Below are 17,728 nucleotides of genomic sequence, written 5' to 3'. Positions count from 1 at the left end.
CGGCGCGGGCGTTAAGGTTTCCGCGCGGTTGGTTTGGCGAGTTCGCGCTCGTAAATCGCCAGGAGCTTCTCGAACGAGCGGTCCCAGCTCAGCTCGCGTACCGTCTTCTCGCGCCCGGCGGCGCCCAACGCGGACCGGTCGCGGGCGACGGCCACGATATTGTCGGCCATGGCTTGGGCGTCGTTGACCGGGCCGAGCCGCCCGTCGGCTGGCGAGACCCGCTCGTTCAGCGCGCCGCTCGCCACGCCCACCACCGGCAGGCCGCTGGCCTGGGCCTCGACGACCGACAAGCCGAACGTCTCGTGCGGGCCGGCCGTGACATACACGTCCGCCGAAGCGAGCAGCTCGGCGAACCGCGTCGCCGCGCTCTCGTAAGGGAGCACGAACACCCCCTCGAGCTTGTCGGCGCGGGCGCGGAGTTCGTCCTTTAGCGGGCCCTCGCCGAGCATCACCAGACAGGCCTTGAACCCTTTGGGTAGCCGCTCGAACGCGTCGATCAGCACGTGGGGGTGCTTCTCCGCGTCGAGGCGGCCCGCGTAGACCATCATCACCGTGTCGCGGTCCACGCCCAGACGCTCGCGGAACTCGTCGCTGCGGCGGTCGGGCGTGAACAGGTCGATGTCGACCCCCAGCGGCAGGATCTCGACCGGGTGCTCGACGCCGTACTCGGCGAGCCGTTTCGCTTGGGCCGGCGACGCGGCGAGGCGCACGTCGCACTTCTCGAAGACCGAGCCGACGAAGCTCTCGGCGCCCGACTCGGCCGCTCCGGCCAGCCGGTCGCCGAACCACTCCAGCACGTCGCTCCACCCGTCGAACGCGTCGCGCAGCGGCGCGCCGAAGTACGCGTCGGCGATGTCGCTGTGGAAGTAACCGCTGACCAGGCACGCGAAGCCCTCCTTGCGGCGGTCTCGCCGGTAGCTGAACGCCGGCCACGGCGCCACGTAGAAGCTCCCCAGCTCGACCACCTCCGGCGCGGCTTCTTTGAGCGCGTGCTGGATCTTGTCCGGGCGCCAGAAGAAGCGGTACGGCTCGCAGCCCGGCAGGATCGGGCTGGCGATCGTTTGTTTGGTGAGCGGCCCGTCGTGCTCCAGCGCGTCCTCCTCGCCCGGCACGATCAGCAGGTGCTCGTGGTCGGTGTGCTCGGCCAGGTAGGCGCGCTTGTTGTCGATGTACGTGCGGATGCCGCCGCTGGTGGCGGTGTAGGCGAGGGTGACGTCGCAGAGCTTCATCGGAGCGCCTCGGAACGGTGGGGGTCCCCGTGCGTGGCGCCGTTGGCGCCCGCGGCGGGGCGGCCCGGAGGGGCCGGGTCGATATCGATAGGTTGGCCCAGGGCCGCCTCGCGTCGCGCGACGCCGCCGGGCGTGCGGATCGTGGCGAGGATGCGATCGCCGTGCCGTTCGACGGTCACGGCGAGCTCCTCGGCCGGCAGCCGGACCGACAGCCCCACGCCGTCTAGCTCGGGGGGCAGCAGCGGGCGGAGCGTCCGCCGGCCCCCCTCGTGGCGGAGGCCGACTAGCACGTTCACCACCAGCGTGTTCACCAGCCCGGTCCAGCCGATGAACTCGCCGACCGGCTTCGCGCCCAGGGTCAGGTGCTTCCAGCGGTTGCCGCGCTTGCGCTGCAGGTCCTCGATCCCGCGGTGGTCCGGGTCGTAGAACTCGAAGAAGCGGCGCTCTTGCTCGAAGGTCTTGAACACGCCGTCGCAGAGCCGGTAGGCCAGCTCGCCGGCGGCCTCGTAGAACCCGTACCGGGCGAGCCCCTCGACGACCGCGTACGCGGTGTTCAGCCACACCGGGCCGCACCACATGTCCTTGACGAACGTCGGGTCGTCGCGCGCGACCGACGGCAACGGGATCGGCGTGCCGAACGACGCCGGGTCGAGCGCGTGGTCGCGCAGGCGCTGGGCGCGCGCCGCGTCGGGCACGCCGGCCCACAGCGGCAGCAGCGAAGCGATCGTTCTGCGCCGCACGAACTCGCCGGTCACTTCGTGCCGGTCGAAATAGAGCCCCGCCCGGTCGCACCACAGCGACTCGTTGATCGCCGCGCGCAGCGTGTCGGCCTCCGCCAGGTGGGCGTCGGCTTCTTCTCTGCCGAGCAGCCCCGCGATCTGCCCGAGCGATTCGAGTTGCAGCACCACGTAGCTCGAGAAGTCCGGCGCGGCGAGGACCGTGGTGTCGGCGAACCGCGACTCGTCAACGTTGGAGAACCGCGGCGAGTTGTCGATCCCCGATTCGTAAGGGTGCGCCCACGCGTACAAGCCGCTCGGCAGCCGCCGGTTTTCGGCGAGCCAACCCTGGTAAGCGACCAGCGTGTCGTAGGCCTGCGCCAACAGTTCGCGGTCGAGCGGGCGGCTGGCGTGGGCGATCTGGGCGATGGCCCAGGCGAGCACCGGCGGCTGGGTGTACACGCTCTCGGTGAACTCGGCGACCACGTGCTGCAAGCGGTCGCCGTCGCGCAGGTCGAGCACGGCCTGGGTCACGTCGCGCGCGACGGCCGGGTCCCACGCCTGCCAGACCCGCGCGATGAACGCCGAGTCCCACAGGTACACGCCGCGGAAGGACGGCGCGGGGTGGGCGTAACGCACGGGGGAGAGCGTGTCGGGGTTGTTCAGGTTCAGCAGCAGCGTGGCGTACACGCCCGCGAAGCCCTCTTCCCAGACCGCCAGCTTGCCGCTCGCGTCGGCCACGTGCAGCGTCGGCGCGACGTGCCCGAGGTGCTTCTTGGACAGCAGCGTGCGGGCCAGCTCGATCGGCACCGCGTCGAGCCGGCGGTCGAACAGCCGCGACCAGAGCATGAGGTCGAGGCCGTAGCGCGTGATCCGCGTGAAACGCGACGCGAAACGCGTCGCGTGGTTCGTGCGGTGGCGCACGTGGCTCAACGCGCCACGGATCGCTTCGCGGATCGCTTTCATACGCGGGGGGCAGGCGGCTTGCGCGGTTGGTGGGTCGGCTGCTGAAGCAACCGCCGTGCCGCGAACCTACCACACCCGCCACGCGCCGACCCCGCGCGCCGCCACGCGTCCCGCGTCCTGAGCGCTTGAGCCGCCGGCGCTAGCCGCGGGCGAACGTAGCGTTACGGCCCCTGCTTCGATCGCCCGACGCTAGCGCGTACGGCTCAAGCGCCACGTGTCCCGGGGGGGCGTCCCCAGCGCTTGAGCCGCCGGCGCTAGCCGCGGGTGAACGCAGGGTGGCGGCCCGTGCTTCGATCGCCCGACGCTAGCGCGTGCGGCTCAAGCGCGGAAGGCCTAGCGCTCGCTTACAGCGGCTCGACGACCTCTTCGCCGTTGAATGTCGAGTAGGCCTGCCAGAGGGCGGGCTCGACGTCGTCGGTGACGAACGTGACGCTCTGGTCGAGCATCATCGAGTTCACCCCGCCCGGGTGCGTGCTGCGCGCGATGTGATGCCACTGGCCGCGCCACTGCTCGCGGTTGGCTCTGCAGGGCGCGTAGTCTTGGTTCTCGATGCAGAAGCGTGTGAAGTCCGGCCAAGCGGAAGTCCGGCCGCCGCGGGTGACCTGATCCGCGTTGGGCGGTGCGTCGTGCATGTACAGCACGCCGGCGGAGAAGTGCAGCGAGCCGCGCGTGTCTTGCCCTTCGACCAGGCGGATCTCGCTCAGGCCGACGGTCTTGCTCGTGCCGTCGGTGATCTTCGCCAGCCGCAGCGGGCGGTTCACCTGGAACGGGCCGAGGTGGAGCATCGAAGAGCGTCCGCTCGGGCAGCGGTCGACGTGGTTGCCAACCGGCTCGATGGTCGCGAACGGGTTGTTATTTCCGCACTGATCCGGCGTGCGGTCGTTCATCCACAGGAAGCCAATCCCCGCGTTCGCCGCGTAGTTGCCGCGGGCGCCGTAGAAGTCGCTGATGATGCCGACGTCCTCGTCCGACGGGCAGCGCATCGTTTCGAACTCGATGTGGTGATACGGGTTCGCAACGCCGTTGGCGATCTGCAGGTAGAAGGGCACCTTGAAATCGATCGTCGAATAGATTGACGACTCTTCCAGGTACGGCAAGATCCGTGTGACCCAGGAGTAGGCCGAGAAAGCCTCGGAGCCCTGCACGCGCTGGTTGGTGGCCGGGTCGACGTACTCGATCACCGACACGTGCCCCTCGGGCAGCACGCCCTGGCTCGATTCGTAATTCGCCAGCGACAGACCGACCTGCCGCAGGTTGTTCAGGCAGGAGGAGCGACGGGCCGCTTCGCGCGCCGACTGAACCGCCGGCAGCAGCAGCGCGACCAAGATGCCGATGATGGCGATCACCACCAGCAGCTCGACCAGCGTGAAACCGGGTCGGCTCGAGAAGCGATTCAGAGGCCGAGCCACACCGTTCGGGCGGCGGGGCGGCGACACACGCAACGGGGACGGCGGCATAGATTCAGCTCCGAAGCGTCAGGTGGGGACCGTGGGCGACGCGCCAGAGCTGGTCACCGACGCGTCGGCTATGGGGATGGGCCGCCTGCCTCTATCCGCCGCCGATTGTAGAAAGCGAGGGAGGGCATCGAAAAGTGGAAAACCGACGAATTCGCGCGCGTCGGCGGCCATGGGGCATGCGAAAGATGGGTATTTTTCCCGGGTTTAACGCCACCTGCGTGTGGTGATCGGGCAGCGGCGGTGGCTATATTCGGTGGATCGGCGGCCCGCCCGCGAGGGCCACGCCCTGCGCTTTTGCGCGATGCTCAGCGGCCGCCGCGGCTCAGCCAGGCGCACCCACACCACGGAGACGACCTCATGAGAAGCACCGTTTTACTAGCCGCCGCCCTGTTGGCGGCGTCGCCGGCCGCTCAGGCCGACATCATCCAAGACCTCGCCGCGGCGACGATCATCGAGGACTTTCAGTTCGAGGACCCCTCGGGAACAGTCCTGACGGCCGCTGCGAACAGCGCGGGAACCGGCCATCTGTGGGACGAGGACACCGACACGATCGACGTGGTCACCAACGGCTCGGGCCAGCTCAACGCGTCGCTCAAAGCGAACAACGACTTCGGCACCAACTACGTCGATAACGACGTGCTGACCGCCGCGTCGGCCTACCGAGTGCTGGGCGTGATGGAGCTGACGTGGGACTTCCAGAGCACGCTCGACCCGTCCGAGAACGAAGAGATCCGGATCTCGCTAATCGAGAGCGACCCGCGCAGCACTTTCATTGTCGCCGAGTGGGAGATCCAGCGCGAGGACGACGACACCCTGACGATCCTCGGCAACGGCGTCGGCGACGGCTCCAGCGACATCGACCCGGTGCTGCTGAACGGCGGCTCGCTGTCGCAGAGCGTGCCGTTTATCGCGGTGGTAGACGCCAACATGACGACCGACGAGTACTTCCTCCACTTCTCGGCCGACGGCGGCGCCTCGTTCACGACGCTCGGCCCCGCGTCGCTCGACCCGGCCCGCAACACGATCGAGTCGTTGCGGATGACGCTCAACAACGACTTTTCGGGCGACAACGTGCTGATCGAGCGGGTCTACCTGGCGACGATCCCCGAGCCGGGCGCGTTGGCCCTCGGCGTGACGGCCCTTGCCCTTGGTGGTCTGGGACGCCGACGTGCCTAAGCCCGTGAGCCAGCCGGCAATTGCCGCCGCGGCGGCCTGCGCGCTTGCGTGGGCCGCCGCTTGGCAGCCGGCCTGGGCCGAGTCCGTCGGGGCCCAGCGCTGGGCGATCGCGACCGGGCACCCCACGGCGACCGCCGCGGGGCTTGCCGTGTTGCGCGACGGCGGCACGGCGATCGACGCGGCCGTGGCCGCTTCGCTCACGCTCGGCGTGGCCGAGCCCTACGGCTCGGGCCTCGGCGGCAAGCTCGTGCTGCTCTACTACGACGCGGCCTCCGCCGAGGTCACCTGCGTCGAGGCGCTCTGCGAGTCGCCCGAGGGCCTAGACGCCGAGTCGTTCACCGACCTGCCGAGCAGCGCGCGCAAGTACGGCTACCAAGCGGTCGCCGTGCCGGGACTGCCGGCCGGGCTGCACGCGGCCCACCAGCGGTGGGGCGCCAAGCCGTGGGCCGAACTGGTCCGCCCCGCCGAGCGGCTGGCGCGGGAGGGGATCCTGGTCGACGAAACGATGCGCGGCCTCTGGTCGCCGCACCAAAAGGACCTCGCCGCCGACGCCCAGGCGGCCCGCTTGTACCTGGTCGACGGCCAGACGCCGCCGGTCGGCGCGCGGCTGCCCAATCCCGAACTGGCCGAAACCCTCGCCCGCTACGCCGCGGGGGGCGCCGACGGGTTCTACACCGGCGAGACCGCGCGGCGGATCGTGGCCGCGGCTCAGGCGGCCGGGTCGCCGCTGACGCTGGGGGACTTCGCCGACTACCGCGCGGAGTTCGTCGAGCCGTTGTCGGTCAACTACCACGGCTACCGCGTGTACAGCAGCCCGCCGCCGCTGACCGGCGGGGTCACGGTGCTGGCCGCGCTGCGTGCGGCGGAGCTGGCCGGGGCGCCGCTGCCCAGCGAGCGCAACGCGGCCTACATCGACCGGTTCGGCCGGCTGCTGCGCGCGATCTACCCGCCGGTCACGCGCAACGTGGCCGACACGCCCGACGCGATGGCCTACTGCCGGCGGTTGCTCGCCGACGAGGCGCTCAAGCGGCTGGCCGACTTCGCCCAGCAGATCGACCCGGCCGAGGAGGACCTCGACGCGCCGTTTGTCGACGAAGCCACACTCGACGATGCCCCGGCCGCCGGCACCACCCACCTGACCGTAATCGACAGCCAAGGGAACATGGCGAGCCTCACCCAGTCGCTGAGCCTGCACTTCGGCGCGGCGGTCGTGCCGCCGGGGACCGGCGTGTTGCTGAACGACAGCTTGAGCAACTTCGCGACGAACTGGACCGCGTCGCCCAACTACGCCGGCGCGGCGAAGCGCGCCCGGAGCACCGTCGCCCCGGTGATCGCGACCCGCGACGGTCTGCCGGCGTTGGCGATGGGCCTGCCGGGGGGGCAACGGATCCCGACGATGACGCTGCAGATCGTGGCCGACTGCCTCGGCGCGGGCGCGCCCCTCGGCGAGGCGTTCGCCCGGCCGCGCTTCCACCTGCGGCGCCCAACGAGCTCCAAGCAACCAGAGAACCTGATCGACCTGGAAGAGGGCGCTGCCGAGGGTGAGCTGCGGCGCGTGCGCGCGGCGCTAGCGGACCTCGGGTGGCAGACCTCGCTGAAGCCGGCGACCGGCTTGTACTTCGGCGGCGGCAACGGCGTGATGGTGCTCGGACGAGACCGGCTGATGGCTGTCGCCGACGACCGGCGTACGAACCACGCGGCCGGCGACTAGCGCGACGACAACGGTTCTTCCCCCTCCCGGCTCAGACCGACACTCCCCCCTCCCCTCCCCTCCCCCATCCCCCACCGCACGGCGCCGTTGCTCCTGTGAGTCGACCGTCCCTGATAGCCGCTGTGTTGTTGCTCGCCGGGCTGCTCGCTGCGCCGCCGGCGGCCAGGGCGATCACGCTCTCGGCCGGCTTCGACAGCGGCTCGCTCGACGTGGCCGCGAGCAGCGTGGCGGGCGACACGGTCACGCTCGTCGGCCGCGACAATTTCAACCCCGGGCAGTGGAAGTGGGTCTACTTCGCTGCCGACGGGGTGAGCGGCGTGCGGCCCACGTTCGAGATCGGCGACAACTTCGCGACCGGCGGGTCGAATCTCAACACGCACGAGATGGTCTACAGCTACGACGGCCAGGCCTGGCAGTTCTTCGACAACAACGCCCGCTTCGCGGCGTCGGACCTGTACCGGTTCTCGAACGACGCGCCCTTCACGAGCGACCGGGTGTACGTCGCGTACGGGCTGCCTTACCCGGCAGGCCGGGCGACAGAGCACACGCAGTCGCTGCAGGGGATCCCGTGGGTCGCGCCGACCGCCAGCGCCGACAGCGGCCTGGTTATCGGCCAGTCGCCCGGCGGCGTCGACGACCTGGGGCGGACGATCGACCCGCAGCCGCTGTACGGCTACCGCATCACCGACCCGGCCGCGACCGGCCGCAAGGCGAAGGTCGTGCTGCTGGGCGGCGTCCATTCGAACGAGACCCTCGGCAGCCGCACCCTCGAGGCGATGGTCGACTACCTGACGGCCGACACCCTCGAGGCGGCCCTGCTGCGGCGCGGCGCCGAGTTCTATGTCTACCCGATGGCGAACCCCGACGGCCGCCTGGCCGGCTACAACCGCAGCACCGTCGAGAAGCCCACCCTCGACCCAAACCGCTTCTGGGACCCGCCCGCGTACGGCGGGCAGAGCGAGATCGCCGCGGTCGCCACGGCGATCCTCGCCGACACAGCCGGGAGCGTCGATTTCTTCATCGACTTCCACTCGACCGTCGCCAAAGGGGGCGACCACTTCGGCTACGTCGACATCGACCGGGGCATGCACCTGAACCCGGTCTGGCGCCGGTTCTTGGAGCTGGAGCCGACGGTCGACACGCTCGACGCCGGCCTGGTCGACGACACGGCCGCCAAGTTCGGCTTCGCGGAGCTCGGCGCGCGGTTCACCACCACGTTCGAGACACGCTTCCTGGCCGGCGAGAACGCCGACCGTTTCGTCGCGCTCGGCGAGAACCTCGGCCGCGCGTTCGCCGACACGCTCGCCCCGCTGCCCGAGCCGGGCGACGTCGACCTGGACGGCGACCTCGACGCCGACGACTGGCTCGCCCTCAGCCAGTGGGCCCAGGCCGACCTCGCCGGTCTGTCGGCGCTGGAGGCCTACACGCGCGGCGACCTCAACGCCGACGGCCGCAACGACGTCCACGACTTCGCCCTCTTCAAAGCCGCCTACCAGAGCGCCCACGGCGACGGCGCCTGGGCGCGGCTGCTGACCGCCGTGCCGGAGCCCGGCGCGGCGACGCTTCTTGCGCTCGCCGGCCTGGCGGCCGCGGCGCCCCGATCCGACCGCTTTGCAACCCGCAGCGTCTGAGCCCGAAGGAGAACCGCTATGCGCCGCTACGCCCTGCTGCTGGCCTGCCTCGCCACGCCCGCGATGGCGATCGATTTGGAACGCTTCAACTTCAACGACCCCGACGGCACGCCGCTGACGGCCGCCGCCAACACGGCCAACCCGGGCAACACCTGGTTCTACGACGAGGAAGCGACCGCCCCCGGCGACGAGACCACCGGCGACATCTCGGTGGTGGAGTCGGGAGCTTACCGGATCATCACCGACAGCGCGTTCGCCACCGGCCTGGAGTCGCGCTTCCTCGACATCGCGAACGTTAGCAGCGGGCAGGTCTACCTGTCGGCGACCTTCTCGAGCTGGAACTTCGAGCCTTACGACAACACCAACAACGAGCAGGTGCGGCTGACCTTCCTCGACGACGACTCCGGCGACAGCGGCTCGACCGTGACCGCCCAGGTGCAGATCCGCCGCAACGCGGAGACCGGCGCGATGGAGCTCGTGGGCGACGCGATCGGCACCGCCGGCTCTTTCGACATCCCCAACGCCGTGCCGCTGCCGGACACGCAAACCACCCCCTTCACCGTGGTGCTCGCGCTGGACAAGGACAGCAACAGCTACGAGGTGTTCTACAAGGACGGGGCGAACCCGTCGCAGTCGCTCGGCCTGGGGGGCGTGTCGCGCGTGCGCAACGGCAACTCGGTCCGCCTGGTCACTAGCAGCTTCGGCGCCGACAACTTCCTGCCGTTCGTCGTCGTCGAGGAGGTGAACGTCGACTCGATCGTGCTCTCCGACACGAACCCCCTTGCCGACCTGGTGACCCTCCAGGTCGACCGAGAGACCGGCGCGATGACGCTGGTCAACAACTCCGGCGCGGCGGTGTCGGGCGTCGCGTCGGTGACGCTCGAGTCGGCCATCGGCGCGATCGACCTGACCGACTTCACCGGCTTCTCCGGCACGCTCTCCAACGGCCAGTCCGTGGCGCTCGATTCCTCGCCCGGCGCGGCGCCGGGCCTGTGGGTCCGCAACCCGGTCGAGGACGTGCGGGCCGAGCTGGCGCTCAGCGGCGGCGGCGTCCGCACGCTGGACGTCGACTTCGTCGGCAACGGCGGCCAGAAGTGGGTCGCCGGCGACCTGGACTTCGACGGCCAGCTCGACGCGGACGACTACGCCGTGCTCGCCGCCAACGCCGAGACCGACCTGTCCGGCCTGTCGACCGCCGAGGCCTACGTGCTGGGCGACCTCGACGGCAGCGGCGCGAACGACGTCGTCGACTTCGGCCTGTTCAAGGACGCCTACATCGCCGCCAACGGCGAGGTCGCTTTCGCGAGCCTGGTCGCCGGCGTGCCGGAGCCCGCGGCGGGCTCGATGGCCGCGTTGTCGCTCGCCGCGATCCTCGCCCGGGGGCGCCGACTGCGGCGCCGACCGCTCCACGAGACCGCACCTCAGCAAGGGAAGACCGCCATGCCCGCTCGCTTGTTACTCGGGGCCGCCCTGCTGGCGGCCCTCGCCGCGCCCCGCTCCGCCGAGGCGGTGATCTTCGAGGACTTCCTGTTCGACGACACGGCCGGCACGCCGCTCACGTCGGTGGTCAACAGCGCGAACCCCGGCAACCAGTGGGACGAGGACACCGACACGATCGACGTCGTCACGAACGGCCTCGGGCAGCTCGACGCGTCGCTGAAAGCGAACACCGGCTTCGGCACCAACTACATCGACATCAACCCGGGGATCACCTCCGGCTTGATCTACGGCGTGCTCGAGCTCACCTGGGACTTCCAGAGCACGCTCGACCCGGCAGAGAACGAAGAGATCCGTATCTCGTTCACGAACAACGACCCCCGCGGCACCGAGATCACGTCGGAGTTCCGCATCACCCGCAACGACAGCAACACGCTCGACCTGCAAGGCGTGGCCAATGGCAGCGGCGCGGCGGGCATTGCTTCCACGGTGATCAACGGCGGGAGCCTCACACAGACCGACAAGTTCCTGGCGATCCTCGCGACCGACCTGACCAACGACACCTACGAGGTCCTCTACTCGAACAACGGCGGCTCCTCGTTCCAGACGATCGGCTCCGCGCCGATCAATGCCGATCGCGGGATCGAGGCCGTGCGGCTCACGCTCAACAACGACCTGTCCGGCGACAACGTGTTGATCGACCGCTTCTACCTGGCCGACGAGCTGCCGATCATCGTCGAGCCCGACCTGCTCACGCTCCGCGTGCACCCGAAATCGGGCTACGTGACCGTGTACAACGACACGGGGAGCACCTTCGCGATCGACCATTACCGCATCGGCAGCGGCGACGGGTCGCTCGTGACCGGGCGGTGGGCGAGCCTCGCCGATCGCGGCACGGACGCGGTCGACGGGCCCGACGCGGGCGACACGGCCGGCGACGGCGTCGGCGAGCGGTGGACCGAGGCCGGCGGCGCCGACGAGTCGGTCCTGTCCGAGTCGTTCTTGCTCGGCGAATCGACCGTCCAGCCCGGCGGCGCGTTGCCGCTGGGGGCGGCCTTCGACCTCGCGGGCGACGAGGCTCAGCTCTCCTTCGCGTACCGCGACGCCGAAACCGGCGGCGTGTTCGACGGCGTCGTCGAATTCGCCGAGGGCCTGCCCGGTGACTTCAACCTCGACGGGTCGGTCGACGCGGCCGACTACACCGTGTGGCGCGACAACGCGAGCGGCTTGTTCGTCCAGGCGGACTACACCACCTGGGCGCAGAACTACGGCGCCGCGGGGGCGGTCGCCGTGCCGGAGCCCGCCACTTGGGCGGTGGTGCTCGTGGCCTCGCTAGGGCTCTGCCGCCGCTGGCGGTGATCCGGCGATCGCTGGATCCCCGCGCAAGGGGCCCCGTCAACGCAAAACGACGCCGGCGCCGCGCACCTTGCAGGTGGGCGGCGCCGGCGTTTTTCAGCTTCGGGATAACGTCGGCCCCGGCGTATCCATGGGCCGGGTTACCGGTCGACGGGGATCACCACGGCTTCAGCTTCCAACCGAGCACGAAGCCGACGCCGAAGCACCACATAGCGGCCACGTCGGGGTTCTGCTTCGCGTAGGTCTTCACGTAGGTGACGAGGTCGGGCAGGTCTTCTGTCCGCAGCTCGCCGCCGCTCGGCTGCGACCGGGCGCCGGACACGGAGGTCGAGGTCGGGGGGTTCATGGTATCGGGCATCGCGGGTTGCTCCTTTATGGTCGGGGCGGCGGGCCGCCGCCGGTGGGTCAGCGGGAGGGGGTCGTGGCGGTGTCGTCGGGGTGGGTCAGCGCTTTAAGGTTTTCTTCTAGGTCGGCACACGAGCGTGACAGCAGAGCGAAGCCATCGCGGCTGGAACGGATCGCCGCGTAGCCGAAGCAGGCGCCGATGACAGCCGCCGACGCCGCGACGATCGCGTACGCCGCTTCCGGCGACAGCTCGTACATGCCCTGTAGCCACATCGCCAGCGCCACCAGCGCCAGCGGCGCGGCGGCGACCAGCAGCGCCAGGCCGACCGCGCCCAGCGCAACGCCGGTCCGGACCGACGCCATGCAGGCGCGGCCGTCGGCGAGGAACAGCCGCCCTTGCAGGGTTGCGAGCTCGATCGCGTCGGAGGCCGCGCGGCTCAGCGGCGGGGTGCGCGTGGGAGGCGGCTCGACGGGAGTCGAGGGAGTGGCTTGGGCGGTGCTCATCGTTTGATCCAGAATCCGACGGACAAGCCGACGACCGCGGCGGTCGCCAGCGCGATGGCGGGCTGTGAGCGGATGACCTCGCGCACCTTGTCGAGCGCCGTTTCGCTCTGCGGAGCGGGGAGCAGCCGCTGGTGGCTGCCGCCGGGCGGAACGTTGTAGGCGGCGTCGGTTTCGGGGAACGCGATCATGGTGGTTTACGGGGGGATGACTTGCCGGGGGACACGCGGCTTGGCTTTGGCCGACGCGGCTTGGCTTTAGCTGTTTAGGTCGGCTTTAGCTGTTTGGGTCGATCGTTGGCAGCGGGCTGTGCTTCTCGGTCAGTTGCGCGGCGTAGCGGGCGAGGATCCCCCGGGCGGCCAAGCCGCCCACGGTCATCAGCACGCCGGCGAGGCCCGAACGCGAAGACCCACCGGTGGTCTTCGCCGTCACGTTGATCCCGCCCGCGCGGGCGAGACCCTTGACCTGGTCGTCAGTCAGCCGGACCACGCGGGTTGTCGCGGGCGCCAGGAAGTACCCGGCGACCGCGGCGGCGGCCACGCACGTCAGGGGCTTGGCTTGCACGTAGCTCTTCCAGTCGAGCAAATCGGAAGCCTCCTTCCGGACCGACTCGACGTCGACGTTCAGCTTGTGCCGCACGCGCTTCATCCGCTCGCGGATGGCGGCTGCGTCTTCGTCGCTCGGGGGGGTGTCGCTGCTCACGCCGTGCCGGGGGGCTTGCTGGGACGGGAAGGTGGGCGTCATGCGTCTTCGGGGTCAGGAATGGAGGTGCTGGCGCACCGATCGCACCGGCTGCGCGACGGCGTCTTCGACGGCCGCGGCAATGCGCCGGCCGAGGTCACCGGCGTACCCGGCCGCCCTGGCGCGCCGCGACGGGGGCGCCGGGGCGAGCAGGGAACTCAGGGCCACTCCGACGATCGCCCCGGCCACGACGCCCGTGGCGAGGGCCAGCTCGGGATGGTCCGCCACGAGCCGCTCCGCCCAGTTGCCCTCACTGGCCGCTTTGGGCTGGTCGAAACGTTGGTCGGACACGTCGGGAGGGGTGGTTTCGACAGTGGGCATGGTCGTGGCTCGGGGGGGGGTGAGAGATTGATGGACTGGCGACGCGTGCTCGCCGGTTCGCTCAGCGCGATTTCGTCAGGAGCCCGACCACCACGCCGGTGATGATCCCGACGCCGAACGCCACAGCGACCGATTCGCCGGGGCGGCGGCGGACGAACCGCTCGGCCTCGATCTGGCCGGCGTGCATCTGGTCGCGGAGGCGCCCCGCCCCCTCGCCCGCCGAGTGCATGTACTCCCGCGCCTGGCTGGTGGTGCGGGCCAGCAGCGCCCGGTAGTCGTCGCCGAGGTTCGAGAACCAGCGCTCGATTTCGACACGGGCGTCGCCGGTCTTGCGTTGCAGCAGGCCGAAGAACTCATCGAGCGAGCCCTCGAACTGCTTCAGCTCGTCGTCGTTGAGGTCTCCCCAGTTTTGTTTGGCTTGACCCTTCAGCTCGGTCCAACCGCCTTCTACGTGTTGCTCGGTCACCATCGATCGCTCGCTTGTGGTGGGAGGTGTGATTTACTGGCAGGGCGTCGGCGATTAGTGCAGCATTCGCGCCGCACACGCTGACCGCTGTGTCGATCGGGTATCGCGTCGATTGGGTATCGCAGAGTACGCCAACCCCGATCTAGTACAGGCTAGCACTCTCAATCCGTACGGCTGTGCCGCCCGCACGGGCTCGGACGCCATCTGCTAGGTGGGCAAACGGTGCGCCGGAAGCCGCGACACGACCGGCGCCGAGGAGCTGTCGGGCCTGCGCCGCTTGCCGTCGCACGACGGAAGCGGACGCGCCCCTTCCAACCGCGCCGACTGGTCATCCCCGGGCCACGTTGGTTGACGGGCGGCCAGCCCTCACTCTGTTCTGTTCTGGCTGGGATTGCCTTGCGGGGGCTTTTCGTCGGCGCGGACCGGCACACTGCTTGCCTATGACGCGTCGCCTCTCAAGCGGGGGCGGCGGCTGAACACCCCTAATCGCACAACCCCAATCGCCACAACCCGAGCCCCTCAATGGGAATCGCGACCACGTCGCCCACGCCCGAAGGCCGCACAAGTCAACCGAACAGCCCCACGCGGCCCGCGCCTGACGCGTCCGGAATGCGGGAGCGGTACGCGGCGATGGGGGCGGTGCAGCCCTGCCTGATCATCCTCACGGCCCTCGCGCTGCTGGCGGTGGTGTACTTCGCCAAGGCCGTGCTCATGCCGGCGACGCTCGCCCTCGTGTTGGCTTTGGTCCTCCGGCCTGTCGTCGCGGCGTTCCGGCGGCACGGCGTGCCCGCCGGCTTCTCGGCGACGATCATTTTCGGTTCGGCGCTGGTGCTTGTCGCCGTCGCGTCGGTGACGCTCTTCAAGCCGGCCCAAGGCATGATCGCCAAAGCGCCCGAAACGCTGACCGACGTGGCGGCGCGGCTCCGCGAGTACGCCAAGCCGTTCGAGCAACTGGAGGAAGCGCAAGAACAAGTCGACGAGGTCACCCGTGCCCCCGGCGAGATCCGGGCGGTCAGGGTCCAGATCGATCAGCCCACGCTGTCGAGCGACACGCTCAACGCCACCGGCGGCTACGCGGCCAGCATCGCCATCACCGTCGCGCTGCTGTACTTCCTGCTCGCGCTGGGCGACCGCTTCCTCGAGAAGACCGTGCAGCTCATCCCCACCTGGCGCGGCAAGCGCGACGCGGTCGAGACGCTCCGCGAAATCGAGCGGCGGATCTCCCGCTACCTGGGCGCGATCACGATCGTCAACATCGGGCTGGGAGTGGTGATCGGCGTCGGGTTTTGGCTCATCGACATGCCCAACGCGATGGTCTGGGGCGTGCTCGCCGCGCTGCTGAACTATATCCCCTTCGTCGGCCTCGCGGTGGGTACTGTCCTGTCGGCGATCGCCGGCCTCGCCCAGTTCGAAGAGCTCGGCCGCGCGATCCTGCCGCCGGTGATCTACCTGATCGCGAACGGCATCGAGGCGAACCTCGTCACGCCGGCGGCCATGGGCCGTTCGATCGACCTCAACCCCGTCGTGATCCTGCTCGCCGTGTTGCTGGGCGGCTGGCTGTGGGGGATCGTCGGCGTGTTCCTCAGCGTGCCGCTGCTGATCATCGCGAAGATCTTCTGCGAGAGCCAAGAGGGGCTGCGCCCGATCGCGGTCTACCTGTCGAACTGATCCGCCCGGCGGCCGGCGCGCCGGCGTGGGGTTGCCCTCCGCGCCGCGCTGGCGTTTGCTAGGGGCTCGCGTTCGCCGCCCGAGCAGGAAACCCACTAGCGCGCCGTCATCGAGCCAACGAGCCAGCCGCCGTCGGCCCCCGACCTCCGCCGCGAGCTGACGTTCCGCGCGCTCGCGACCGGTGCGGTGCTCGGCGCGTTGCTCGTGCCGTGCAACGTGTACTCCGGCCTGAAGATCGGCTTCTCGGCCAACATGTCGATCGCCGCGGCGCTGCTGAGCTGCGGCTTCTGGGGCGCCGCGACACGCGTCCGCGCCGCCACGCCGGGCTGGACGCTGCTCGAGAACAACGTGAACCAGACCTGCGCGTCGAGCGCCGCGTCGATCATCTCGGCCGGCCTGGTCGCGCCGATCCCGGCGCTGGCGATTCTCACGGGGCAGACGCTCTCCTGGCCGGTGCTGTCGGTGTGGCTGTTGGCGGTGAGCTGCCTGGGGGTGCTGGTCGGGCTGTCGCTGCGGCGGCCGATGATCGAGCGCCAGGGCCTGCCCTTCCCCTCCGGCGTGGCGACCGCCGAGACGGTGCGCGAGATCTACGCGTCCGGCCGCGAAGCGGCCGCCCGGTTCCGCGCGTTGATCGCCGCCGGCGCCGTGGCGGCGCTGACCAAGGTCGTGCACGAGTTCGTTTGGCGGATCCCGCAGATCGGGCCGGCGATCGGCGTCGGGAAACTCGGCCCGGCCGCCCTCACGACCAAGGGCCTCGGGTTCGTGCTCGACCCGTCGTGGATGATGATCGGCTTCGGCGCGATCGTCGGTCTGCGGGTGGGCGCGTCGATGCTCGTCGGCTCGGTGATCGCATGGGGGCTCATCACCCCCTGGATGTTCGCCACGGGGAGGCTCACGCCGCCCGCCAGCGACGCGGGCCTGTACGCCGTCGCGGTCGAGTTCTTGCTCTGGCCGGGCGTGGGGCTGATGGTAGCGGCGGCGATAACCTCCTTCGCGATTTCCCTGTGGGACGCGCTGTCGCCTGGATCCGCCGCCGCCTCGGCCGATGGCGATGGGCCCTCGACCGAGCCCGGGCAGCCCACCCTGCCCAAAGGCCCGCCGCGCCAGGGCGTGCCCTTCCGTTGGCTGGCGGCGGGGTTCGTCGTCGCGGGGGCGGGCGCCGTGGCGGCCCAGTCGCTGATCTTCGACATCGCCGTTCCGATGGCGGTGCTCGCGGTGTTGCTCACGTTCGTGCTCGCCGTGGTCGCCGCGCAGGTGTCGGGCGAGACCGGCATCCCGCCGATCGGTGCGCTCGGCAAGGTCACCCAGCTCACGTTCGGCTTGATCCACCCGACGAGCGTGAGCGTCAACCTGATGACGGCCAACGTGACCGGCGGCGCCGCCGGGCAGTGCTCCGACTTGCTGCACGACCTCAAAGCCGGGAGGTTGCTCGGCGCGTCGGTCCCTGCTCAAGCGGTGGCCCAGTTCCTCGGCGTGCTGGTCGGTTCGATGGCCGGCAGCGCCGCTTACTTGGCGGTGGTGCGCGACCCGGCTCGGCAACTCCTCACCGAAGAGTGGCCCGCCCCTGCGGTGGCGACCTGGAAAGCCGTGGCCGAGCTGTTCCGCGACGGCCTCGACGCGGCGCCCAGCGGCGCCATCGCCGCGTCGCTAGCGGGGGTCGCGATCGGGATCGCGCTGGCCCTCGTGGCGCGCGTGGCGCCGAAGGCGATCCGTGGCTACGCGCCCAGCGCGGTGAGCCTCGGCCTGGCGTTCGTGATCCCGGCGTACTACGGCGTGTCGCTGTTCCTCGGCGCAGCGGTGGCCGCGCTGGCGGCGAAGCTCGCGCCGGGTCCCGCGCGGCGGTTCACGCTGCCGGTCGCGGCCGGCCTGGTCGCCGGCGAGAGCCTGGCCGGCGTGGGCGGCGCACTGGTGTCGCTCTTCACCGGCCAATGAGCCGTGGCCCCCCCGAGGGCGACGAACCCGACGGCGCGACTCGCTACGCGCCGCCGGCCACCCATCACCTCTTGG

At 70.3% G+C, this 17,728-nt stretch carries 15 protein-coding genes; 6 read left to right on the top strand and 9 right to left on the bottom strand.

Translation table 11 applies throughout. The features are described from left to right. Positions 1-11: 11 nt before the first annotated feature. The 3 genes from RIC11_RS19870 to RIC11_RS19860 form a co-directional block, all read right to left on the bottom strand. Positions 12-1,229 (bottom strand): glycosyltransferase, encoded by a 1,218-nt coding sequence (locus RIC11_RS19870; protein WP_350214141.1) that lies wholly within the window; start codon positions 1,227-1,229, stop codon positions 12-14. Next, complete coding sequence (locus RIC11_RS19865) at positions 1,226-2,911, bottom strand: MGH1-like glycoside hydrolase domain-containing protein (protein ID WP_350214140.1); 1,686 nt, start codon at positions 2,909-2,911, stop codon at positions 1,226-1,228. The genes RIC11_RS19870 and RIC11_RS19865 overlap by 4 nt, the downstream gene beginning before the upstream one ends. 344 nt (positions 2,912-3,255) lie before the next feature. Continuing rightward, positions 3,256-4,368 (bottom strand): DUF1559 family PulG-like putative transporter, encoded by a 1,113-nt coding sequence (locus tag RIC11_RS19860; protein WP_350214139.1) that lies wholly within the window; start codon positions 4,366-4,368, stop codon positions 3,256-3,258. Between the two features lie 357 nt (positions 4,369-4,725). On the opposite strand from RIC11_RS19860, the gene RIC11_RS19855 reads away from it, so the two are divergent. From RIC11_RS19855 to RIC11_RS19840, 4 genes are all read left to right on the top strand, one after another. Next, entirely contained in the window at positions 4,726-5,544 is an 819-nt protein-coding gene (locus tag RIC11_RS19855) for a hypothetical protein (RefSeq protein WP_350214138.1), read from the top strand. Continuing rightward, positions 5,537-7,255, top strand: a complete 1,719-nt coding sequence (locus tag RIC11_RS19850) for a gamma-glutamyltransferase family protein (RefSeq protein ID WP_350214137.1) — start codon at positions 5,537-5,539, stop codon at positions 7,253-7,255. The genes RIC11_RS19855 and RIC11_RS19850 overlap by 8 nt, the downstream gene beginning before the upstream one ends. A gap of 95 nt (positions 7,256-7,350) precedes the next feature. Further along, entirely contained in the window at positions 7,351-8,886 is a 1,536-nt protein-coding gene (locus RIC11_RS19845; protein ID WP_350214136.1) for a M14 family zinc carboxypeptidase, read from the top strand. Positions 8,887-8,904: 18 nt separating this feature from the next. Next, positions 8,905-11,682, top strand: a complete 2,778-nt coding sequence (locus tag RIC11_RS19840; protein ID WP_350214135.1) for a hypothetical protein — start codon at positions 8,905-8,907, stop codon at positions 11,680-11,682. A 154-nt stretch (positions 11,683-11,836) separates the two neighbouring features. Here RIC11_RS19840 and RIC11_RS19835 read toward each other — a convergent pair whose 3' ends face one another. The 6 genes from RIC11_RS19835 to RIC11_RS19810 all read right to left on the bottom strand — a co-directional run bounded on the left by RIC11_RS19835 (position 11,837) and on the right by RIC11_RS19810 (position 14,056). Further along, a complete protein-coding gene (locus RIC11_RS19835; RefSeq protein WP_350214134.1) occupies positions 11,837-12,037 on the bottom strand; it encodes a hypothetical protein in 201 nt (66 codons plus the stop codon). A gap of 47 nt (positions 12,038-12,084) precedes the next feature. After that, the gene (locus tag RIC11_RS19830; protein WP_350214133.1) at positions 12,085-12,528 is read right to left on the bottom strand and encodes a phage holin family protein; all 444 of its coding nucleotides are present in this window, start codon (positions 12,526-12,528) and stop codon (positions 12,085-12,087) included. Next, positions 12,525-12,716, bottom strand: coding sequence for a hypothetical protein (locus RIC11_RS19825; protein WP_350214132.1), 192 nt, complete (start codon positions 12,714-12,716; stop codon positions 12,525-12,527). The genes RIC11_RS19830 and RIC11_RS19825 overlap by 4 nt, the downstream gene beginning before the upstream one ends. A gap of 85 nt (positions 12,717-12,801) precedes the next feature. Next, positions 12,802-13,269 carry a hypothetical protein gene (locus tag RIC11_RS19820; RefSeq protein ID WP_350214131.1) on the bottom strand — a complete coding sequence of 156 codons (468 nt, stop codon included), beginning with the start codon at positions 13,267-13,269 and terminating at the stop codon, positions 12,802-12,804. A 12-nt stretch (positions 13,270-13,281) separates the two neighbouring features. After that, a complete protein-coding gene (locus RIC11_RS19815; protein WP_350214130.1) occupies positions 13,282-13,587 on the bottom strand; it encodes a hypothetical protein in 306 nt (101 codons plus the stop codon). 61 nt (positions 13,588-13,648) lie between these two features. Beyond that, positions 13,649-14,056, bottom strand: coding sequence for a CsbD family protein (locus RIC11_RS19810; protein WP_350214129.1), 408 nt, complete (start codon positions 14,054-14,056; stop codon positions 13,649-13,651). 519 nt (positions 14,057-14,575) lie between these two features. Here RIC11_RS19810 and RIC11_RS19805 point away from each other — a divergent pair. Both RIC11_RS19805 and RIC11_RS19800 read left to right on the top strand, forming a co-directional pair. Further along, entirely contained in the window at positions 14,576-15,721 is a 1,146-nt protein-coding gene (locus RIC11_RS19805) for an AI-2E family transporter (protein ID WP_350214128.1), read from the top strand. A gap of 108 nt (positions 15,722-15,829) precedes the next feature. Then, complete coding sequence (locus tag RIC11_RS19800) at positions 15,830-17,653, top strand: OPT/YSL family transporter (RefSeq protein ID WP_350214210.1); 1,824 nt, start codon at positions 15,830-15,832, stop codon at positions 17,651-17,653. The last annotated feature ends 75 nt before the right edge of the window (positions 17,654-17,728 follow it).

It is taken from the genome of Botrimarina sp. (assembly GCF_040219535.1).
Lineage (GTDB): Bacteria > Planctomycetota > Planctomycetia > Pirellulales > Lacipirellulaceae > Botrimarina.
This window is presented reverse-complemented; position numbering and strand designations above follow the sequence as displayed.